Source organism: Streptomyces panaciradicis (assembly GCF_023516615.1).
Lineage (GTDB): Bacteria > Actinomycetota > Actinomycetes > Streptomycetales > Streptomycetaceae > Streptomyces > Streptomyces panaciradicis.
This window is the reverse complement of the sequence record NZ_JAMGBF010000003.1, coordinates 16,144-36,915: the sequence shown is the minus strand read 5'-3', so window position 1 is coordinate 36,915 and position 20,772 is coordinate 16,144. Positions and strand designations below refer to the sequence as shown.

17 protein-coding genes are annotated in these 20,772 nt (G+C 71.9%); 6 read left to right on the top strand and 11 right to left on the bottom strand.

The annotated features are described in order from the left end of the window. The first annotated feature begins 19 nt into the window (after positions 1–19). Complete coding sequence (locus M8J74_RS01480; RefSeq protein ID WP_249834649.1) at positions 20–1,120, top strand: calcium:cation antiporter; 1,101 nt, start codon at positions 20–22, stop codon at positions 1,118–1,120. Positions 1,121–1,215: 95 nt separating this feature from the next. Then, on the top strand, positions 1,216–1,689 hold the full coding sequence (aroQ, locus tag M8J74_RS01475; protein WP_249834648.1) for a type II 3-dehydroquinate dehydratase: 474 nt from the start codon (positions 1,216–1,218) through the stop codon (positions 1,687–1,689). A 70-nt stretch (positions 1,690–1,759) separates the two neighbouring features. Here aroQ and M8J74_RS01470 read toward each other — a convergent pair whose 3' ends face one another. Genes M8J74_RS01470 through M8J74_RS01460 form a run of 3 tightly spaced genes read right to left on the bottom strand, consistent with a single transcriptional unit; the run spans position 1,760 to position 4,307 of the window. Next, positions 1,760–2,512: an amino acid ABC transporter ATP-binding protein gene (locus M8J74_RS01470; RefSeq protein WP_249834647.1), complete on the bottom strand. Its 753-nt coding sequence runs from the start codon at positions 2,510–2,512 to the stop codon at positions 1,760–1,762. Further along, a complete protein-coding gene (locus M8J74_RS01465; RefSeq protein ID WP_249834646.1) occupies positions 2,509–3,426 on the bottom strand; it encodes an amino acid ABC transporter permease in 918 nt (305 codons plus the stop codon). Before M8J74_RS01465 ends, M8J74_RS01470 begins: the two co-directional genes overlap by 4 nt. After that, positions 3,423–4,307 (bottom strand): ABC transporter substrate-binding protein, encoded by an 885-nt coding sequence (locus M8J74_RS01460; RefSeq protein ID WP_249834645.1) that lies wholly within the window; start codon positions 4,305–4,307, stop codon positions 3,423–3,425. Before M8J74_RS01460 ends, M8J74_RS01465 begins: the two co-directional genes overlap by 4 nt. 581 nt (positions 4,308–4,888) lie before the next feature. Here M8J74_RS01460 and M8J74_RS01455 point away from each other — a divergent pair. Further along, entirely contained in the window at positions 4,889–7,633 is a 2,745-nt protein-coding gene (locus M8J74_RS01455; RefSeq protein ID WP_249834644.1) for an AAA family ATPase, read from the top strand. On the opposite strand, the gene M8J74_RS01450 is transcribed toward M8J74_RS01455, so the two are convergent. From M8J74_RS01450 to M8J74_RS01435, 4 genes are all read right to left on the bottom strand, one after another. Then, positions 7,575–8,531 (bottom strand): metallophosphoesterase family protein, encoded by a 957-nt coding sequence (locus M8J74_RS01450; protein ID WP_249834643.1) that lies wholly within the window; start codon positions 8,529–8,531, stop codon positions 7,575–7,577. The genes M8J74_RS01455 and M8J74_RS01450 overlap by 59 nt on opposite strands. Next, entirely contained in the window at positions 8,528–9,304 is a 777-nt protein-coding gene (locus M8J74_RS01445) for a thioesterase II family protein (RefSeq protein ID WP_249834642.1), read from the bottom strand. Before M8J74_RS01445 ends, M8J74_RS01450 begins: the two co-directional genes overlap by 4 nt. 171 nt (positions 9,305–9,475) lie before the next feature. Further along, on the bottom strand, positions 9,476–10,522 hold the full coding sequence (locus M8J74_RS01440) for a ketoacyl-ACP synthase III family protein (RefSeq protein WP_249834641.1): 1,047 nt from the start codon (positions 10,520–10,522) through the stop codon (positions 9,476–9,478). Positions 10,523–10,564: 42 nt separating this feature from the next. After that, complete coding sequence (locus M8J74_RS01435) at positions 10,565–12,031, bottom strand: MFS transporter (protein WP_249834640.1); 1,467 nt, start codon at positions 12,029–12,031, stop codon at positions 10,565–10,567. Between the two features lie 506 nt (positions 12,032–12,537). Here M8J74_RS01435 and M8J74_RS01430 point away from each other — a divergent pair. Then, entirely contained in the window at positions 12,538–13,176 is a 639-nt protein-coding gene (locus tag M8J74_RS01430) for a ScbR family autoregulator-binding transcription factor (protein WP_249834639.1), read from the top strand. Positions 13,177–13,346: 170 nt separating this feature from the next. Here the strand turns inward: M8J74_RS01430 and M8J74_RS01425 are convergent, their stop codons facing one another. Further along, complete coding sequence (locus M8J74_RS01425; protein WP_249834638.1) at positions 13,347–13,997, bottom strand: MBL fold metallo-hydrolase; 651 nt, start codon at positions 13,995–13,997, stop codon at positions 13,347–13,349. A 77-nt stretch (positions 13,998–14,074) separates the two neighbouring features. After that, positions 14,075–14,761 (bottom strand): maleylpyruvate isomerase family mycothiol-dependent enzyme, encoded by a 687-nt coding sequence (locus M8J74_RS01420; RefSeq protein ID WP_249834637.1) that lies wholly within the window; start codon positions 14,759–14,761, stop codon positions 14,075–14,077. A 223-nt stretch (positions 14,762–14,984) separates the two neighbouring features. Here M8J74_RS01420 and uvrA point away from each other — a divergent pair, with 223 nt between their 5' ends. Then, entirely contained in the window at positions 14,985–18,023 is a 3,039-nt protein-coding gene (uvrA, locus tag M8J74_RS01415; RefSeq protein WP_249834636.1) for an excinuclease ABC subunit UvrA, read from the top strand. 60 nt (positions 18,024–18,083) lie between these two features. Here the strand turns inward: uvrA and M8J74_RS01410 are convergent, their stop codons facing one another. Both M8J74_RS01410 and M8J74_RS01405 read right to left on the bottom strand, forming a co-directional pair. Then, positions 18,084–19,007, bottom strand: a complete 924-nt coding sequence (locus tag M8J74_RS01410; RefSeq protein WP_249834635.1) for a carbohydrate kinase family protein — start codon at positions 19,005–19,007, stop codon at positions 18,084–18,086. Continuing rightward, a complete protein-coding gene (locus M8J74_RS01405; RefSeq protein WP_249834634.1) occupies positions 19,004–20,149 on the bottom strand; it encodes a LacI family DNA-binding transcriptional regulator in 1,146 nt (381 codons plus the stop codon). Before M8J74_RS01405 ends, M8J74_RS01410 begins: the two co-directional genes overlap by 4 nt. 168 nt (positions 20,150–20,317) lie before the next feature. Between M8J74_RS01405 and M8J74_RS01400 the strand changes: the two genes are divergently transcribed. Further along, positions 20,318–20,746, top strand: a complete 429-nt coding sequence (locus M8J74_RS01400) for a Rieske (2Fe-2S) protein (protein WP_249834633.1) — start codon at positions 20,318–20,320, stop codon at positions 20,744–20,746. The last annotated feature ends 26 nt before the right edge of the window (positions 20,747–20,772 follow it).

Here is a 20,772-nt window from a genome sequence, read left to right as displayed (position 1 = left end):
CCTCTGCGAGGATCGCTCCATGATCGCTCGGGTCAGACCGCTCACCACGCAGTGGACGTCTCTCGTGCCGGTTCTGGCGGTCGTCCTGCTGATCTTCACCTGGGGGCGCGACCTGCCCGGCGCGGTCGTGGCGCTGGTGACGCTGGTCCTCGCGGGGGCCGTGCTGGCCGCCGTCCATCACGCCGAGGTGGTCGCCCACCGGGTCGGCGAACCCTTCGGCTCCCTCGTCCTCGCGGTCGCCGTCACGATCATCGAGGTCGCCCTCATCGTCACCTTGATGGCGGACGGCGGCGACAAGGGCTCGACCCTGGCCAGGGACACGGTCTTCGCGGCCGTGATGATCACCTGCAACGGCATCGTCGGGATCTGCCTGCTCGTCGCCTCGCTGCGGCACGGCACCGCGGTGTTCAACCCCGAAGGCACCGGCGCCGCCCTCGCGACCGTCGCCACCCTGGCCACGCTCAGCCTGGTCCTGCCGACGTTCACCACCAGCAAGCCCGGCCCCGAGTTCTCCGCCATCCAGCTCACCTTCGCCGCGATCTCCTCGCTGATCCTCTACGGCCTGTTCGTCGCGACCCAGACGGTGCGCCACCGCGACTACTTCCTGCCCATCACCCGCCAGGGCGACGTGATCACCGCCGACGACCACGCCGACGCGCCCACCGCCCGCACCGCCTGGATCAGCCTGAGCCTGCTCGGCCTCGCGCTGATCGGCGTGGTCGGCCTGGCCAAGGGCGTGTCCCCGACGATCGAGTCCGGAGTGGAGGCGGCCGGGCTGCCCCAAGCCGTCGTCGGCGTGATCATCGCCCTGCTGGTGCTGCTGCCCGAGACCATCGCCGCGCTGCGCTCCGCCCGCCGCGACCGCGTGCAGACCAGCCTGAACCTCGCGCTCGGCTCGGCCATGGCGAGCATCGGCCTGACCATCCCCGCCGTCGCCCTCGCCTCGGTGTGGCTGTCCGGCCCGCTCGTCCTCGGACTCGGCGCCACCCACATGGTGCTGCTCGCCCTGACCGTGGTGGTGGCCTCCCTCACGGTGGTGCCCGGCCGGGCCACCCCGTTGCAGGGCGGCGTGCATCTCGTGCTGTTCGCGGCCTACTTGGAGCTGGCGATCAACCCGTAGAACGTCCCGGCGGCCCCGCTGCCCGAGGGCCGTGATAGACCGGGTGCGAACGGCGGTCCAGGTGGATCGCCCTATCCGACCGGACCGGAGGAACCGTGCCCCGCACCCTGGCCAACGCCCCGATCATGATCCTCAACGGGCCCAACCTGAATCTGCTCGGCCAGCGGCAGCCCGAGATCTACGGCAAGGACACCCTGGCCGACGTCGAGGCCCTGTGCGCCAAGGCCGCGGCCGCGCACGGCGGCACGGTGGACTTCCGGCAGTCCAACCACGAGGGCGAACTGGTCGACTGGATCCACGAGGCACGGCTGAACCACTGCGGGATCGTCATCAACCCCGGCGCCTACTCGCACACGTCCGTGGCGATCCTGGACGCCCTCAACACCTGCGACGGACTGCCCGTGCTGGAGGTCCACATCTCCAACATCCACCAGCGGGAGTCCTTCCGGCACCACTCCTACGTGTCGCTGCGCGCCGACGGCGTCATCGCCGGCTGCGGTGTGCAGGGATACGTCTTCGGCGTGGAGCGGGTGGCGGCCCTGGCGGGCCCCGCACAGGCCGACGCCTGACCCCCGCCCGCGGCGCGAGCAGCGTGCGCGGCGTAACCCCCGCTCACAACAAGGGCGCCCCGTACGCCCCTTACAGGCGTCCCGCCTCGACGATCCGCCGCAGGAAACGCCGGGTGCGTTCCTGCTGCGGATCGCCGAAGACCTGCTCGGCCGTACCGCGCTCCAGGACGACGCCCCCGTCCAGGAAACAGACCTGGTCGGCGACGTCCCGGGCGAAGCCCATCTCGTGCGTGGCCAGCACCATGGTCATGCCGTCGTCCTTCAGGTCCCGCACGACGGTGAGCACCTCGCCGACGAGCTCCGGGTCGAGCGCGGCGGTGATCTCGTCGAGCAGCAGCAGCCGGGGCCGTACGGCCAGAGCGCGCACGATGGCCACACGCTGCTGCTGACCGCCGCTCAGCCGGTCCGGGTAGGCGTGGGCCTTCTCGCCGAGCCCGAGCCGCTCCAGCAGCTCTCCGGCGCGCTCCTCGGCCTCCTCCCGGGACACGCCGTGGACCCGCCGCGGGGCGAGGGTGATGTTGTCCAGCACGGTCATGTGCGGAAACAGGTTGTACGCCTGGAAGACCACGCCGATACGGCGCCGTACCGCGTCCTGGTCGACGCGCGGGTCCGTGATGTCCTCGCCGTCCAGCCAGATCGCGCCGTCGTCGATCTCCTCCAGCAGGTTCGCGCAGCGCAACAGGGTCGACTTGCCCGAACCCGAGGCGCCGATCAGAGCGGTCACCGTGTGCGGGGCGACCTCGAGGTCGACGTCCCGCAGGACCACGGAGCCGCCGAACGTCTTGCGCACGGACTCCATGCGCAGCACAGGGGCGTCGCTCATACCGCTCCTCCTTGGGCGCGCTGCCGGTCCATCCGCGCCGTCACCCAGTCCGTGAAGCGCGTCATCGGGATCGTCAGCGCCACGAAGACCAGGCCCGCGACGATGTACGACGTGTAGTTCATGCTGCGCTGGGCGATGATGTCGGCCGCCCGCACGGCGTCGATCGCGCCGCCGATCGACACCAGGCCGGTGTCCTTCTGCAGGGACACCAGGTCGTTCAGCAGGGGCGGCACCTGACGCCGTACGGCCTGGGGGAGGACCACGTAGCGCAGCGCCTGCCGGTTGGTCAGACCCAGTGAGCGGGCCGCGGCCCGCTGGGAGGGATGCACGGACTCGATGCCGGCGCGGAACACCTCGGCGACGTACGCCGAGTACGTCAGCGTCAGCGCCGTACCTCCGAGCAGCACCGGATCGACGGTCACGCCCTGGAGGCGCAGCGCGGGCACGCCGAAGATCACGATCATCAGGTTGATGATCAGCGGCAGACCGCGGAAGAAGTCCGTGTACGCGGCCGCGAGCGCCCGCAGCGGGAAGAACACCGGCCCGGGCAGGGTGCGCGCGATGGCGATCAGCATGCCCAGGACCAGCACCAGCACGCCGCAGATCAGCAGCAGCCGGACGTTGAGCCACAGCCCTTCGAGCACCTTGGGCAGAGCCTCGCGCGCGTAGTGCGCGTCGAAGAAGGTCTCCTTGGTGCGTGGCCAGCCCGGCGCGTTGACCACGACCACGTACAGCACGACGGCCGTGACGAGGGTGGACACCGCGGCGATGGCGGTCGCGCGCCGCGCGCGGGCACGCTTGTGGCGCTCGCGGTCCAGGCGCCGGTCCGAGGGGACGTACGCGTCCTCCGCGCCCGGCGTGCCGCCCCCGCCGTCCGCGTCTTCGCGGCCCGAGTCGTCCTTCAGGAGCGTCACTTGAGCACCGGAGCGTCGACAGCGTCGGACAGCCACTGCTTCTCCAGCTTCGCCAGCGTGCCGTCCTTGCGCAGGGCGTCCACGGCCGACGACACGCACGAGGTGAGAGCGCTGCCCTTGTCGAGCACGAGCCCGAACTGCTCGGGCGTGGCGCCCTGGTTCTCGAACTGGCCGACGATCTCGCCGTTGGTGACCTGGGCGGCGGTGACGTAGAACGCGGTCGGCAGGTCGGTGACGATCGCGTCGACCTGGCGATTCTTGAGGGCGGAGACGGCCTGGTCGTTCTTGGAGTACACGGCCGCCTGCTGCGAGGGCTTCACCACGTCGCTGATGTAGTTCAGGCTCGTCGTGCCGACCTGCGCGCCCAGCTTGAGGCCCTTCAGGTCCGCGATGCTCGTGGCCTTGGCGGCCTTGCTGCCCTTGAGCGCGATGACGGCCTGGCGCACGTCGTAGTAGCCGGACGAGAAGTCGACGGCCTTCTTGCGCTCGGCGCTGATCGACACCTGGTTGATGTCGAAGTCGAAGGTCTTCTCGCCGGGCGCGAACGCCTTGTTGAAGGGGACGCTCTGCCAGACGACCGCGCTCTTGCCGTACCCGAGCTGCTGTGCGACGGCGTAGGCGACCGCCGACTCGAAGCCCTTGCCGTTGGCCGGCTTGTCGTCCTTGAACCAGGGCTCGTACGCGGGCTCGTCGGTGGCGATCGTCAGCCGGCCGGAGGACTTGGTGGCCAACTTGCCCTTGGCGCAGGTGCTGCCGGTCGATCCCGAGGCGTTGTCGCTCGCCTTCTCCTCCGGCTGCGGCGCGCAGCCGACTGCGGTGGCCAGAAGGGCGATGGTTGCCGCGGCGGCGGCGCGGCGCAGTGCGCGAGGGGCAAGATGCATGGCGGGAGATTGACAGCCCGACGTCTCGTTTGTCGAGGTCACGTCGTCAACTGTCCGCATAGTGGGAACGGGTGTTGCATTCTCGTGAACGCGCTCCGGCCGTACGCGCCGACAGGCCGGGGCCGCCGGTCGAGGGCGGGGTTGGAAGACCGGCGGCCCGTACCGCGCAGGAGCCGTCATCCTGAGCGGGGCGGCTTCCAGTTGACTGCGCAACCAAGTGCGCCGGGAGCGCGCGCATGCCCCCGGCGCGTGCGAACCCTTCACACGGGGCGCGTGCACCGGCTCGGCGCGGTACGGGACTTCACTCCGGGGGCGTGACGCATTCGCCGTTCCGTGCGCTGTACGGCATGACTCCCATGGGTCACGGGCCCGTCCTCTCGAGGCGGCAAACGGGCCGAGGCGCACAGGGGCGGAGGACCGATCGGCCTCCGCCCCTGTGCGCTGTCCGGGGGTCGTTCACCCGGGTGCACACCCCCTGGCAGCAGTCGCCGCGGTGCCGGATCGCCCTCGACCACCCAGTTGCAATACCTTCATGAAGGTATTTTAATGGGGGCAGGCGTACAGACTCGACGGGGGCGAATATGTTCGTCGCGCATGAGGACCAACTGGAGCGGCTGACGAACCTGCTGGAGCAGGCCCGCCAGGGTGCGGGACCGGTGGCGGTGGTCGCCGGGCCGGTGGGCAGCGGGAAGTCGACGCTGCTGCGGGCCTTCGCCGAGCGTGCCGCCGAACCCGGCGGCGAGGGACCCGCGCCTCTGGTGATGACGGGATCCGGTGATCCACACGAGCGGTCGGTGCCCTTCGGCGTGCTGCGCCAGTTGCTGCACGGCAGCGGCACGGACGGCGGTCTGGGGGACGACCAGGAGCTGGTGCGGCTGCTGCGGGAGCCGATGCCGGCCGGGGCGCCGTCGGAGAGACTGCTGCACGAGGCCGCGCTCGCGTTCACCGCGCTGGTGACGGGCAGCGGACGGCCGCTCGTCGTCGTCCTCGACGACGCCCGATTCGTCGACGGCCCCTCCTGGCACTGCCTGACCGCCGTGCTGCGACGAGTCCGGCGGCCACGCACCCTGCTCCTGGCCGCGGACTCCGGCCAGGGCGCGCACCCCGACGCGCTGCGCCGCTCCCTGCGGAGCCTGGAGTCGCAGTGCCACACCGTCGACCTGTCCCTGCTCCCGGCGGAGACGGTCGCCGAGCGGCTCGGCCTGGCCCGCGCCGTGGCTGCCGAGGCGGTGGCGGCGACGGGCGGTCATCCCCTGCTGCTGGAGGCACTGTCGACGGAGCTCGGGGCGGCGCCGGAACCGGACGACGTGGCCCGCGCGATGACCGGTGACGGCTTCCGGCGCGCGCTGACCGCGCTGCTGCGGCGCTGCGGCGAGACGACCGCCGGCGTGCTGCGGGCGCTCGCCACCCTCGAACCGGGCGCGCGACCCGCGGTGCTGGCGGAGCTCGCCGGCCTGGACGAACTCACCTGTGCCTGGCATCTGCGTCTCGCCGAGAGCGCGGGGCTGCTGCGGAACGCAGACTTCCGGCACCCGGCCGTCCCCCGTCTGCTGCTCGGCGAGACGGCCCCGGAGGAACGCAGGCGGCTGCATGCACGCGCCGCGCAGGTGCTGCACGCGGACGGAGCACCCCCGCGTACGGTGGCGCGCCACCTCGTCGAGGCCGGCGGCGCCGACGATCCGTGGGCCCTGCCGCTGCTGCACGAGGCCGCCGAACGCGCCACGGCCGAGGGCGCGCCGCAGGAGGCGGTCGACTACGTACGGTTGCTCGGCCGCTCGTCCTCCGACGAACGGCAGCTCGCCGCCGCGTCGGCACTGCGGGTACGGGCCGAATGGCAGGCCGACCCGGTGCAGGCCCTGCGGCATCTGCCCGAGGTCGTGCACGCCTCCCGCGAGGGGCGCCTCAGCGCCCGTGACACGCTGTCACTCGTCTCTCCGCTGCTGTGGTTCGGCCATTTCGAGGACGCCTTCGACGCCATCCAGCGGGTCGCCGCACAGCAGGACCGGCTCACGCACACCGAACGGTCCCTGCTGTACGCGTCCCGGCTGTGGCTGTCCGCCCTGTATCCCGCCGCGATGCGCGAGCTCGGTCGGCAGGAGGTGGCCTCCGGTCCGGCCGGCGCCGACTCCCAGGTGGAGGCGGCCCTGCTGCTGGCGCTGGTGCTCTGCCCGGAGTCACCCGCCGGAGCCGAGATGGCGGCCGAGCGCGCCCTGCGCCGGGGCACACTCGACGAACGCACGGTCATGCTGTGCGTCAGCGCACTCGTCGCCCTCATCCACCAGGGGCGGCTGGATCTGGCCCGCACCTCCTGCGACCGGCTGGCCGCCGAGGCGGCCCGACGCGGCATCCCGATGTGGCACGGCCTGCTCGCCGCGCTGCGTGCCGAGATCGCGCTGCACGGCGGCGAGCTGGACGACGCCGTACGGTTCGCGCGGACCGCCCTCGAGGTGGTGCCCGCGGAAGCGTGGGGGGTCCGGATCGCGGTGCCGCTGGGCATCCTGGTGCAGGCGCTCGTGGCACGCGGCGACTACGAGGAGGTGGACGCGCTCATCGGCGCGGAGGTGCCCGACGCGCTGTTCCAGAGCCCGATCGCCTTCTACCACCTTCAGGCGCGCGGGCGTTATCTGCTCGCCGTGGGCGGACACCGGGCCGCGCTGAAGGAGTTCCAGCTGATGGGCGAGCTGGCCGCGCAGTGGGGTGTGGCTCTGCCGGGCCACATGGCGTGGCGGCTGGACATGGCACGGGCCCATCTGGCGGCGGGGCAGCCGATGCGGGCTCGGGAGCTGGTCTACGCGGAGCTCGGGCGGGCCGGCGGGGACGACGACCGGGGCCGGGGGCCGGCGCTGCGGCTGCTCGCCGCGGCCGCCGACGGAGAGAGCCGGCTCGAGCTGTACCAACAGGCGTGCGAGGTGCTGCGGGCTACCGGAACCCGGCTGGAACTGGCGCACGCGCTGGCCGGGTTGGCCGACGCGCAACGGGCGGCGGGAGACGCGGCGGCCGCAGCGGTGACGCTTGCGGAGAGCCACCGGCTGGCACGCGCGTGCGGGGTGCGGGACGTCGAACGGGTTCTCTCTGCCGGGCTGACCGCTCTCGGGCCGGAGGCCGAGGAGGGCACGGAGCCGGCGGCGGCCGGGCTGAGCGAGGCGGAGCACAGGGTCGCGGCACTGGCCGCCGCCGGGTTCAGCAACCGCCGTATCGCGAGCCGTCTCTTCATCACCGTCAGCACCGTCGAGCAACATCTGACACGGATCTACCGCAAGTTGGGCGTCACCCGGCGCGGGGAGCTGACCACGGTGTATCCGCTGGTCGACGCCGGTATCGGCTGATGCCGGCCAGCGGCTGCCCGGCCTGCCCCTGAGGACCGCCGGTCCTCGACCGGTCCGGATCCGCGAGACGCACCGTCCGCGGTACGCCGCTCATGTCGCCCGCGCGGTGGCGCCAGTCGCGGGGATGACCCAGGGAGACCTCCTGGAACGGGACGCCGTCGTGCCAGGAGGTGCGCGGGATGTGCAGGTGGCCGTAGACGACGGCTGCCGCTCGGTAGCGGCGGTGCCAGTCGCGGGTGCGGTCCGTACCGCACCACTGCGCGAGTTCCCTGCAGGGCAGCGCTTCGGTCGGCTCCTTGATCAGGGGAAAGTGGTTCACCAGGACGGTGGGCAGGGCCGGGTCCAGCGCGTCGAGACGGGCGCGTGTGGCCCGGACGCGGGCGTGGCACCAGTCGGCGGGGCCGGCGAAGGGCGCCGTGCGCAGAAGGAACTCGTCCGGGCAGACCACACCCGCCTCGTGGGCCTGCAGGACCGCCTCATCCGCGTTCGCCGTGGCCGGATCGCGAAAGCTGTGGTCGTACAGGAGGAACAGCGGGACGATCGCGACCGGGCCGTGCGGTCCGGACCAGATCGGGTACGGGTCCTCCGGGGTGATCACACCGAGAGTGCGGCACAGCGCCACCAGAGCCCGGTAGCGCTCCTCGCCGCGCAACTGGACCGGGTCGTCCGGCGCGGTCGACAGGTCGCGGTTGCCGGGGACACAGACGACCCGGGAGAAGCGGTCGCGCAGCAGCCGCAGCACCCATTCCACGTCGGCGAACCGCTCGCCGACATCCCCGGCGACCAGCAGCCAGTCGTCGTCCGTACCGGGGCGCAGACGCCGGACGAGCGGGCGGCCCGCGTCCTGGGCGACGTGCAGGTCGCTGATGGCCAGCAGCCGCCCGCGTGCCCCGGTCACACCGGGCTCCGGTCAGCGGCCACGGTCCGCAGGCGCACGACGATCTCGGCGGCGGCCTCCTCCGCCCGGCCGTCGAGGTAGAAGTGACCGCCGGAGAAGACCCGCAGGTCGGTGCCGGCGCTGGTGAGACCCGCCCATTCGGCCACCAGGTCCGGCGTGTCCGTCTCGGTGTCGCGGTCCCCCGCGAAGACCGTGACGGGGCAGTCGAGCGGCGCCCCGGGGACGTACCGGTAGGTCTCCACGGCTCGGTAGTCGGCGCGGATGGTGGGTAGGGCGAGAGCCAGCAACTCCTCGTCCTCCAGCACCTGTTGGTCGGTTCCGCTCAACCGGCGGATCTCGGTCAGCAGTCCGGCGTCGTCGCGCAGGTGCACGGCCTCGGCACGCGGCACGGACGGCGCGCGACGGGCCGAGGCGAAGAGGCGGACGGGGCCCGGCGCACCCGCCGCGGTCATCCGGCGGACGGTCTCGAAGGCGAGCAGCGCGCCCATGCTGTGGCCGAAGACGGCGTACGGCCGCCCGTCGAGGGCGGTGCGCAGAGCGCCGGCGACTGCGTCGGCGAGGGCCGGAATGCTGCCCGGGTGCGGCTCGTGGCGGCGGTCCTGCCGGGCGGGGTACTGCAGGGCGAGTACCTCGACATGCGGGGCGAGGGCACGCGAGAGCGTCACATAGGCGCTGGCGGCTCCGCCGACGTGCGGGAAGCAGATGAGCCGGGGGGCGTTCGGCGGACACGGCGTGAAGCGCCGGACCCACGGGTTGTCGGCTTCCTGGTGCATGATGCGGTCTCCTTCGTGCCTACCGGGCGCGCGACGAGGTGCGCGCGGAGCGGTTCGCGGGGTGTGCGGTGCGTGCCGCCGTCGTGAGCGAAGGCCGGGGCGGGCGGGACGGCAGACCGGCACTCGCCGGCTCGGTCACCGCCGTCCCGCCCGCCCCCTGTCGGCCCGGCGTCAGTCGGTGCTGCTGTCCCACTCGGGCTGTTCGACGATCTCCAGGACGGCGCAGCTGAACGTGAACCCGGCGCCGATGCCGGAGAGGACGACGACGTCGCCCGGACGGACGGCCTTGGTCTCCAGGAGGTGGCTGAGACCCGCCGCCTGGTCGCCGGCGCCGATGTGCCCGATGCCGCGGCCCCACTCCCAGGTGGTGCGCGGCTCGTCGATGCCGAACTCCCGCTTGCGGAACTCCCAGTCGACGACCGTGCGCCCGGCGTTGGGGAAGACGAAGCGGGCCACGTCCTCCACCTTGACCCCGGCGTCGGCGAGCGCGGTCTGCATGACCTCCTGCTGACGCACCGTCAGCAGATGGACGATCTCCCGGACGTCGGCGCCGCTCTGCAGGTACGTCTTCAGGCGGCTGCGCAGGTCCACCGGCCAGCCCTCGGAGCCGATGTGGTCGGCGAAGCCCTGTCCGCCGCGGTAGACGCCCTCGTGGCTGGCGTCGCCGATCACCGCGGTGGACAGCAGCCGGGCCACGCCGGAGCCGCGCGTGAGGACGACCGCGCTGGCGCCGTCGCCGCGCAGCATGCCCTTGTCGGAGCGGTACCGGTCGAAGACCGGCAGGTGGTACTTGTCGGCGGTGGTCACCAGCGCGGCGGCGGCGCCGGTGCGCGCGGACAGGTAGGCGGCGGCGAGCTCGATGGCCGCCATACCGCCGTTGGAGGCCTGCTTGACCTCCAGCGCCGAGCCGTTGCCGCCGACGGTGCGCTGCTGGATGTAGGACGGCGGCGCCCAGTGGTCGAGTCCCTGGAAGCCGACGCTGGCGTGCGCCACCAGGTGGAAGTCCTCGTGCGGCACCGCGGAGCGGGACAGGGCACGCTTCGCGGCGGCGACGGCCATGTCGGCCGGCGTCTCGTCACCGGCGACCCGCACGCTCCGGTAGTCGTCGTCGCGGCGCTCCTCGGCGTCGTAGCGGCCCTCGGCGACGGCCACGTCGACGTCCTCGGGGCGGCCGAGCCAGGCGGCCGACGCGCTGACGTATATGTCGTTCCACTTCATGAGAGGTTCTCCTCGATTACTGGGCGCGTGGTCGGGGTGCCGTCACTCGGCGGCGGCGACGGCCTTGGCGTCGGCCCTGCCGGACGGGGCCGGGGCGGCGGCCGGGCGGGGCTGCTTCTTCAGTCCGAGGCCGATGGCCGCGCCGACGAAGGTGGCCACCGTGGCGACCCAGCCGGCCGTGCGCAGGCCGTCGACGAGGTCCGCGGCCGGGGGCACCGCGTCGGTGGTGTGCAGCCCGGCATTGACGATGGCGACCAGGGCGGCCAGACCCAGCGCGCCGCCGATCTGGCGGGAGGTGGAGGCCAGCGCGGAGGCGACGCCCTGCTGGGCCGGTGCGGCACCGGACATGGCGACCGCCACGAACAGGGACGGGAAGGCGAAGCCGCCGCCGAAGCCCCAGATCACGATGCCCGGCAGGACGGTCCAGTAGGAGCCGTCCGCGGTCGTGCCGGCGATGATCGCCGCCAGGCCGAGACCGGTGACCACCGTGCCCCAGAACAGCGTGGTGCGGACACCGAACTTGCCGAGGGCCTTGGCGTTCAGCTTCATGGAGACGGCCATGGAGACCACGGTCGGCGGCAGGAACGCGAGGCCCGCGGCGAGCGGGCTGTAGCCGAGCACGTCCTGGAGGTAGGTGGTGAGCAGGTAGTAGGTGCCGCCCAGCGAGGCCTGGAAGACGATCATCGCGAGCATGGCGACGTTCAGGCCGCGCAGCTTGAACAGCTGGATCGGCACCAGCGGGTCGGCGGTGGCCTTCTCGACCAGGACGAAGACGGTCAGCAGCACCAGGCCGGCGACCAGCGCGCCGGCGCCCTCGATCGAGCCCCAGCCCTTGTCGGGACCGCTGACCAGGCCGAACACCAGCAGCGTGGAGCCCACGGTGGCGATGATCGCGCCGACCGCGTCGAAGCTGCGGCCGCTGCCGGGACGGTCGGCGGGCAGGACGTTCGGCGCGGCGAGCGCGGCGATCAGAGCGAGCGGGACGTTGACGAAGAACACCCACTCCCAGCCCAGCGAGTTGGTGAGGACACCGCCGAGCAGCGAACCCGCCGCGAGGCCGGCACCGCCCATGGCGCCCCACACGGAGGTGGCCCGGTTGCGCTCGGGGCCCGCGGCGAACTGGGTGAAGATCAGCATCAGGGTCGCCGGGGTGAGCAGCGCGCCGCCCACGCCCTGCACGGCCCGGGCGGCCACCAGCAGCTCCGGGTCGCCGGACAGACCGCCGGTGAGCGAGGAGACGGCGTAGACGACCAGGCCGGTGACGAGCATGCGGCGCGGGCCGATGCGGTCGACCGCCCGGCCGCCGAGCAGCAGAAGGCCGCCGAGGGCGACGGCGTAGGCGCTGACGACCCACTGCAGCGTCTGGGCGGTGAAGCCCAGTTCGCGGCCGATGTCGGGGAGGGCGACGTACACGATGTTGTAGTCGATCGTGACGATGAACTGGGTGAACGCCAGCAGGGCGAGCGTCAGCCCGGACCACCGTGGCGATCGGGTGTCGGAAGTGACCACGGTCTGCCTTCTTTCTGAGGATGCGGGGCGGTGCGGCGTTCGTGTGGAACACGCCGTTCGGTCTCTCCTCGCCGGTGTGACAGGGCCGGCATGCAGATCCGCATGGCGGACTCCGGGCCAGGTGGAGGGGGAGAGGGGGCGCCAGGGGCGGGAGTGACACGGCCGCTCGCCCGCGCGGGGGATGCACGGGCGAGCGGCTCTGACAACGACCGTAGAAACGGTCGCCCCCTACCGACAACCCCAGGTCGGAGGGCGTGGAACCCCTATGTCGGCGGTCGGTGGCCAGTAGGTTGTCACCCGCTTCGGCAGGCCCGCGAGGGCGGACCTTTCGGCGGGGTCGCAGGGCTCCGCTACCGACAGCGAACCGGCCGTGCGCCGAACTACCGGACGACCTGTCACGCCTGACTCGCCCGTCTGACAGGCGTGGTAGCAGGACCGTTGGCATCCGACACCAGGACGGTGCGAAGATACCTTCGCGAAGGTATCTACAAGGGGAAGGAGTTGCCGTGGCACTTCAGACAGCCAAGAACGAAGGCGCAGGAGCGACCAATGCCAAGGGCGCGCTGCTGAAGCAGGAACGCGCGCTGCAGACCCGGCAGACGGTGCTGACGGCGGCTGCTGAGATGTTCGCGAAACACGGGTTTCCCGCGGTGACCGTCATGCACGTGGCCGAGTGCGCGGAGATGACCAAGGGGGCGGTGTACTTCCACTTCGCCAACAAGGAGGCGCTCGCGGAGGCGGTGGTCGACGAGTTCTACCGCAGGCTGCCGCTCATCGTGGCGCCGGTGCGCGACATGGACCTGCCTCCCCTGAAAGCGGTCGCCGAGGTGCTGATCCGCACGGCCCTCGCCTTCAAGGAGGACCGGGTGATCCAGGCAGGTGCCCGGCTGCAGATAGAGCGGTCGTACATCGGCACGGAGCTGCCGGCGCCGTACACCACCTTCCAGGCCATGATCGAGGAACTGTTCTCCCAGGCCAGCGAGGAGGGCGTGCTGCAGAGCCGTCTCTCCCCCGGGAGCTACGCCCGGGTCCTGGTCGCCGCCTTCTTCGGCGCCCAGCACATCTCGTGGGTCCAGTGCAATCGCGAGGACATCGAGGACCGTGTCCGGGAGATCATCGAGGCGGTCATTCCCGACCGGGCCTGACCGGTTCGTTGGCGGCCGGCAGGCCTGCGAGTACGGGTACGGCCCCAGCGTGGAACGGGGGCACAGCTGAGTGCGTCCACTGCTCGGGCCGGACGGTGAGTCCTCCCCGCTCCTGGTGCCGCGAGGAGCGGGGCGCTGCGGCCGACCCCTTTGGTGCGGTGGCCGCCGGCCTACCAGCCCCGCTCGTGCCACTCGCCGAGGTGGGGCCGCTCGGTGCCGAGCGTGGTGTCGTTGCCGTGGCCCGGGTAGATCCAGGTCTCGTCCGGCAGCGAGAAGACCTTCGCCTCCAGGCCCGCCATCAACGACTTGAAGTCCTCGGGTCGTGTCGTCCGACCCGGACCCCCCGGGAAGAGGCAGTCGCCCGTGAACACATGGGGATGCCCGTGCGGGTCGTCGTAGACGAGGGCGATCGACCCCGGTGTGTGGCCGACCAGGTGGCGTGCCGTCAGCTCCACCTGCCCCACCCGGACGGTGTCGCCGTCGTCGACCAGGACGTCGGTCGGCACCGGGATGCCCGGGGCGTCGTCCCGGCCGGCGTACGTGCGCGCCCCGGTGGCCGCGACGACCCGGGCGAGCGCCTGCCAGTGGTCTCCGTGCTGGTGGGTGGTGACGACGGACGCGATGCCGTCGTCGCCGATCATGCCGAGCAGGGTGTCCGCGTCGTTGGCCGCGTCGATCAGCAACTGCTCGTCCGTGGCCCGGCAGCGCAGCAGATAGGCGTTGTTGTCCATCGGGCCGACCGCGATCTTGGTGATCATCAGGTCCTTGAGCTCGTGCACGTCCGCCGGGCCACCGACCGTCACCTGTCCGCTGTACGTCATGGCTGCCAGCCTATAGCGGGGGAGGGCGCCGAAGCCCCGCCGAAGGACGCGCCCGCGGCCGAGGTGCGCCCCCGCCCCTACAGCGGCGGCAGACCGGGCAGCGAGCCGCCCCGCACCGTCAGCCCGGCGCCGTCCCGGCGTCCCGCGAGCCAGCCCAGCAGCTCGGGCGCCGGACCCGTGACCGTGATCTCCGGCTCCGTCGCCTCGCGGCCGGTGCGCCACGCGCGCGTACCGTCCGTCAGGCGCGTCGGCGGCACATCCGGGTGGCCGGAGAAGCGGTCGGCGAGAAAGACGATCTCCCGCTCCGTGAACGGCTCCGGCAGGTGCTCCAGCTCGTATCCGATGCCGAGGTCCACGTGGTGCAGCTCCACCTCCGCCCAGCGCCGGAACGGCACCCGCGACGCCGAGTCGGTGACCCCGTTGCGCAGCTCCACCGTCCGCGACCAGTCCGCGGGCGCGGCCCCCGCCGCCTGGAACCGGTCCGCGCTCTCGCGCAGGTCGGTGAGCTGCGCCTGAAGGGGGCGCGGCGCGTCCCGTTCGATGTCGGCGTCGCGTGCTTCGCCGGAGACGTACATGGGGCGGCCCTCCAGGACGTTCACGAGGGCGTCGGCGTTGCGGGCGAGGTGCGCGAGGACGTGGCCGCGGGTCCAGCCAGGCAGCCGTGACGGCTCGGCCACCGACGCGTTGTCCAGTTCGGCGGCTGCGGCGAGCAGCCGGTCCGTCGCGTCACGTACAGACGCCAGGTCATGACCGTGATCAATCATGGTGCTGACCCTAGCCCCGCCACACCTTTGGGTGAAGGTGGTGAAGCAGTGCCGTAAATCGAAAGCACGTGCTATATGGTCGGAAGTGGCGTCGGGCATGCTGGATGGCCGGGGATTGTTATGCAACCCGGAATCCGACCGGCGTTGTCAGTGGCTCCCCCTAGTGTGAGAAGACACGGGGGCCTCGCCCCTGTCACTTCTCTCAAGAAAGGTGCGGACCGGCGTGGCCGACCGTCTCATCGTCCGTGGCGCGCGCGAGCACAATCTGAAGAATGTCTCGCTCGACCTGCCGCGCGACTCGCTCATCGTCTTCACGGGCCTGTCGGGGTCGGGCAAGTCCTCGCTGGCCTTCGACACCATCTTCGCCGAGGGGCAGCGGCGCTACGTGGAGTCGCTCTCCTCGTACGCCCGTCAGTTCCTCGGTCAGATGGACAAGCCGGACGTGGACTTCATCGAAGGTCTGTCGCCCGCCGTCTCCATCGACCAGAAGTCGACCTCGCGCAACCCGCGCTCGACGGTCGGCACCATCACGGAGGTCTACGACTACCTCCGGCTGCTCTTCGCGCGCATCGGCAAGCCGCACTGTCCCCAGTGCGGCCGTCCGATCTCCCGCCAGTCGCCGCAGGCCATCGTGGACAAGGTCCTGGAGCTGCCGGAGGGGAGCCGCTTCCAGGTGCTGTCGCCGCTCGTGCGCGAGCGCAAGGGAGAGTTCGTCGACCTCTTCGCCGACCTGCAGACCAAGGGCTACAGCCGCGCGCGGGTGGACGGCGAGACCGTCCAGCTCTCCAACCCGCCGACGCTGAAGAAGCAGGAGAAGCACACCATCGAGGTGGTCATCGACCGCCTCACGGTGAAGGACTCCGCCAAGCGCCGCCTCACCGACTCCGTGGAGACCGCCCTCGGCCTGTCCGGCGGCATGGTCGTCCTCGACTTCGTCGACCTCCCCGAGGGCGACCCCGAGCGCGAGCGCATGTACTCGGAGCACCTGTACTGCCCGTACGACGACCTGTCCTTCGAGGAGCTAGAGCCCCGCTCCTTCTCCTTCAACTCGCCCTTCGGCGCCTGCCCCGAGTGCACCGGCATCGGCACGCGCATGGAGGTCGACCCGGAGCTGATCGTCCCGGACGAGGACAAGTCCCTCGACGAGGGCGCCATCCACCCCTGGTCGCACGGGCACACCAAGGACTACTTCGGCCGCCTGATCGGAGCCCTGGCGGACGCCTTGGGCTTCCGGACGGACATCCCCTTCGCCGGCCTGCCGCAGCGCGCCAAGAAGGCCCTCCTCTACGGCCACAAGACCCAGATCGAGGTCCGCTACCGCAACCGGTACGGCCGCGAGCGCGTGTACACGACGCCCTTCGAGGGCGCCGTGCCCTTCGTCAAGCGCCGGCACAGCGAGGCCGAGAGCGACTCCAGCCGGGAGCGCTTCGAGGGCTACATGCGCGAGGTGCCCTGCCCCACCTGTGAGGGCACCCGCCTGAAGCCGATCGTCCTCGCGGTCACGATCATGGGGAAGTCGATCGCCGAGGTCTCGGCGATGTCCATCAGCGACTGCGCGGACTTCCTGGGCGAGCTGAAGCTGACCGCCCGCGACAAGAAGATCGCCGAGCGCGTGCTGAAGGAGGTCAACGAGCGGCTGCGCTTCCTGGTCGACGTCGGCCTGGACTACCTCTCCCTCAACCGGGCGGCCGGCACGCTCTCCGGCGGCGAGGCCCAGCGCATCCGCCTGGCCACCCAGATCGGCTCCGGCCTCGTGGGCGTCCTGTACGTCCTCGACGAGCCGTCCATCGGCCTGCACCAGCGCGACAACCACCGGCTGATCGAGACCCTGGTCCGGCTGCGCGACATGGGCAACACGCTCATCGTCGTCGAGCACGACGAGGACACCATCAAGGTCGCCGACTGGGTCGTCGACATCGGCCCCGGCGCGGGCGAGCACGGCGGCAAGGTCGTGCACAGCGGCTCCCTGAAGGAGCTGCTCGCCAACGCCGAGTCGCAGACCGGCCAGTACCTGTCCGGCAAGAAGGCGATCCCGCTGCCCGACATCCGGCGCCCGCAGGACCCCTCGCGCCGGCTCACGGTGCACGGGGCCCGCGAGAACAACCTGCAGGACATCGACGTCTCGTTCCCGCTGGGCGTCTTCACGGCCGTCACCGGTGTGTCCGGCTCCGGCAAGTCGACGCTGGTCAACGACATCCTGTACACGCACCTGGCCCGCGAGCTGAACGGCGCGCGCAACGTCCCGGGCAGGCACACGCGCGTGGACGGCGACGACCAGGTCGACAAGGTCGTGCACGTCGACCAGTCGCCCATCGGCCGCACCCCGCGGTCGAACCCGGCGACGTACACCGGTGTCTTCGACCACGTCCGCAGGCTGTTCGCCGAGACCACCGAGGCGAAGGTCCGCGGGTACCTGCCGGGCCGCTTCTCCTTCAACGTCAAGGGCGGCCGCTGCGAGAACTGCGCGGGCGACGGCACGATCAAGATCGAGATGAACTTCCTCCCGGACGTCTACGTCCCGTGCGAGGTCTGCCACGGCGCCCGGTACAACCGGGAGACCCTGGAGGTCCACTACAAGGGCAAGTCCATCGCCGAGGTCCTGAACATGCCCATCGAAGAGGCCATGAACTTCTTCGAGGCCGTCCCGGCGATCAACCGCCACCTCACGACCCTGAACGACGTCGGTCTCGGCTACGTCCGCCTCGGCCAGTCCGCCACCACCCTCTCCGGTGGTGAGGCCCAGCGCGTGAAGCTCGCCAGCGAGCTGCAGAAGCGCTCCACGGGACGCACCGTCTACGTCCTCGACGAGCCGACCACGGGTCTGCACTTCGAGGACATCAGCAAGCTGCTCAAGGTGCTGTCCGGCCTGGTCGACAAGGGCAACACGGTCATCGTCATCGAGCACAACCTCGACGTCATCAAGACCGCCGACTGGATCGTCGACATGGGTCCCGAGGGCGGCGCCGGCGGCGGACTCGTGGTCGCCGAGGGCACGCCCGAGGAGGTCGCCGGAGTCCCGGCCAGCCACACCGGCAAGTTCCTCCGCGAGATCCTCGGCGCCGACCGGGTCAGCGACGCGGCCTCCGTGAAGGCCCCGCGCAGGACGGCGGCGAAGAAGACGGTCGCGGCCAAGTCGACGGCGAAGAGGACGGCGACGGCCAAGGCCGCGACGACCAGGAGCGCGACGGCGAAGACCGCCGACGAGACGGCCGCGAAGAAGGCCACGCCCGCGAAGAAGACCACCCGGGCACGCAAGGCCTGAGGCCACGGCACGACGGAGAGGACACGGCGCCCCGCGGGAGTTCCCGCGGGGCGCCGTGCGTCACGAGCCCTCGAACACGTCCCCGAGTTCGGAGGCGTACGGCGGCTCCGCGCCCGCCCGGGAACAGGTGACCGCGGCCGCCCGCGCCGCGAAGCGCAGCAGCCTCGTCCACCCGTCGGCGCCCAGCCCCCGCAGCGCCTCGGCGGACAGGGCGTCCTGGGCGGCCAGACCGTGCAGCAGCGCCGCGTTCACGGTGTCGCCGGCCCCGATCGTGTCCACGACCTCGACCTTCTCGCCCGGCACGGAATGCACCGCGCCGTCCGCGGTGAAGACGCTCAGCCCGTCACCGCCGTGGGTGACCACGACCGCCGAGGGCCCCGCGGCCAGCCACTCACGCGGAGTGCCGCCCAGCCACAGCGCGTCCTCCTCGGAGAGCTTCAGCAGCGACACCGACGGCAGCCAGCTCTTGAAGCGGGCGCGGTAGGCGTCCGCGTCCGGGATGAGTCCCGCCCGGACGTTGGGGTCCAGCGCGGTGAACACGCCCTGCTCGGCCGCGGTGCGCATCAGCTCCTCGTAGGCGCTCGCACCGGGCTCCAGGACGAGCGAACACGTCCCGAAGGACACGGCCCGCGTCCCGGTGGGCAGCGCCGGGGGCGCGGTGAACAGCCGGTCGGCGGTGCCCTCGACGTAGAAGGAGTAGGCGGCCGAGCCGTTCCCGTCGATCGTCGCGACCGCGAGAGTGGTCGGCTCGGGGCCGCGCTGTACGGCGGACACGTCCACGTCGGCTCCCCGGAGCCCGTCGAGCAGGGCCTCGCCGAAGGCGTCCCGCGAGACGCGGGAGCAGAACGCCGTGGGGGAGCCGAGGCGGCCGAGGGCCACGGCCGTGTTGTACGGGCCGCCGCCGAGCGCCGGCTTCAGCCCCGCGAGGGCACCCGTGCCCTGCGGTACCAGATCGATCAGGGCCTCACCGGCGACGACGATCACGAGACGGTTCCTCTCTCGAACTGCGCGGACTGCGGGTACTGGGTGGAGCTGCCGGGCTCGGCGGATCGCTCGGGTTCACCGGATCGCCCGGACTCCGGCAGGCCGGGGTCCGGGCACCCGCACGACGTCCGGTGCACGAAGGCGCAGGGCAGCCGTACGGTGCGGGCGGGGCGGTCCGGTGCGGCGAGGCGTTCCAGGAGAAGCCGTACCGCCTGGGTGCCGATCTCCCTGCCGGGCTGGGCGATCGCGGTGAGCCGGGGCGAGAAGAGGTCGGCCCAGGGGAAGTCGTCGAAGCAGCACAGGGCCATGTCGTCGGGGACGGACAGGCCGCGGTCGCGCAGGGTACGCAGGGCGCCGAGGGTCATCGCGTTGTTGGCCGTCACGAGTGCCGTGGGCGGGGCGGCGAGGGACAGCAGGGCCGCCGTGGCCCGTGCGGCACCGGCCGACTCGGAGTCGCCGTGTGCCAGGAGGTCGTCGTCGTGGGGGAGACCGGCGGCGGCGAGCCCCTCCCGGTAGCCGGCGATGCGTTCACGGGTGGTGCTGAGCCCGGGCAGCCCGGCGATCAGGGCGATGCGGCGGTGGCCGAGTCCGGCGAGGTGGGCGACGAGCCGCGCGGTCGGCTCGGCGCTCTCGGCGCAGACCTGGTCGAAGCGCAGGTCACCGTCGCGCGGCGCCCGGGCCCCTTCCGCGTCCGCCTCCACCAGCCGGTCGAGGAACACGGTCGGCACGTCATGGCGCGCGAGGTAGGTGAGGAGTTCGCGTGGCTCGGCGGAAGGGGCGACGATCATGCCGTCCACCCGCCGTTCGTGCAGCAGCTGGACGACCGTGCGCTCATGCGCGGGATCGTCGTGCGGGTCGGCGATGAGCAGGCCGTGGCCCGCGTCCAGGGCGGCCGCCTCCACACCCTGGAGGATCTCCGTGAAGTACGGGTTGCTGATGGCCGAGACCGCGAGCCCGATCGACCGGGTCCGGGAGGTCACCAGGGAGCGGGCAAGGGTGTTCGGCGTGTAGCCCAGCCGGTCGATCGCGTCCAGGACGGACTGCCGGGTGTGCGGCAGGACGGGCCGGGTGCCGTTGAGGACGTGCGAGACGGTCGCCACCGACACCCCGGCGCTCCGTGCGACGTCGGCCATGGTCGCCAACGCGTCCTCCTTCCCGAATCCGTGCGCGTCAGGCCGGAACGTATCTCATTCACCGGCCGGCGTAAACGCTTACGCAAGCGTTTAACCGCCGGGCACCCCACCCCGCGGGCAGGCTGCCGGGCGGGAGTATCGTCGCCCTGCACCGCCCCCTCACCAGCGGAGACCCGTATGCCCGCCCGTCCCTCCCCGAGCCGTCGTACCGTCCTGCGGGGCGCGGCCCTCACGCCCGTGGCCGGTATCGGCCTCGCCGCCTGCTCGACCGGGACCGGGTCGGACGGCACGCCCGCCACACCGACGGCGCCCGTCGAACTCGGCCCGGGATCGGACGTCGCCAAGGGCGGCGCCGCGCTCTACCGGGATCACAACGTCGTGGTCAGCCGGGCCGAGGACGGCTCGCTGAAGGCGTACAGCACGATCTGCACGCACGCGGGGTGCCCGATCAACAAGCTGCAGGGAACGACGCTGGTCTGCCCGTGCCACGGCAGCGAGTTCGACGCCAGGACCGGCAAGGTGCTGCGCTCCCCGGCGACGGAGCCCCTGCAGGAGCTGTCGGCGCGCACCGCCGACGGCAAGATCGTCGCGGGCCCGCTCACCTAGCTGGACCCGGCCCAGGATGTGCGCAC

Coding starts and splice junctions, on each gene's coding strand:
- M8J74_RS01460 (WP_249834645.1), bottom strand. CDS start 4,307: ATGCATCTTGCCCCTCGCGCACTGCGCCGCGCCGCCGCCGCGGCAACC.
- M8J74_RS01470 (WP_249834647.1), bottom strand. CDS start 2,512: ATGAGCGACGCCCCTGTGCTGCGCATGGAGTCCGTGCGCAAGACGTTC.
- M8J74_RS01425 (WP_249834638.1), bottom strand. CDS start 13,997: ATGACGTACAGCGGACAGGTGACGGTCGGTGGCCCGGCGGACGTGCAC.
- M8J74_RS01420 (WP_249834637.1), bottom strand. CDS start 14,761: ATGATTGATCACGGTCATGACCTGGCGTCTGTACGTGACGCGACGGAC.
- M8J74_RS01455 (WP_249834644.1), top strand. CDS start 4,889: ATGTTCGTCGCGCATGAGGACCAACTGGAGCGGCTGACGAACCTGCTG.
- M8J74_RS01480 (WP_249834649.1), top strand. CDS start 20: ATGATCGCTCGGGTCAGACCGCTCACCACGCAGTGGACGTCTCTCGTG.
- M8J74_RS01400 (WP_249834633.1), top strand. CDS start 20,318: ATGCCCGCCCGTCCCTCCCCGAGCCGTCGTACCGTCCTGCGGGGCGCG.
- M8J74_RS01440 (WP_249834641.1), bottom strand. CDS start 10,522: ATGAAGTGGAACGACATATACGTCAGCGCGTCGGCCGCCTGGCTCGGC.
- M8J74_RS01445 (WP_249834642.1), bottom strand. CDS start 9,304: ATGCACCAGGAAGCCGACAACCCGTGGGTCCGGCGCTTCACGCCGTGT.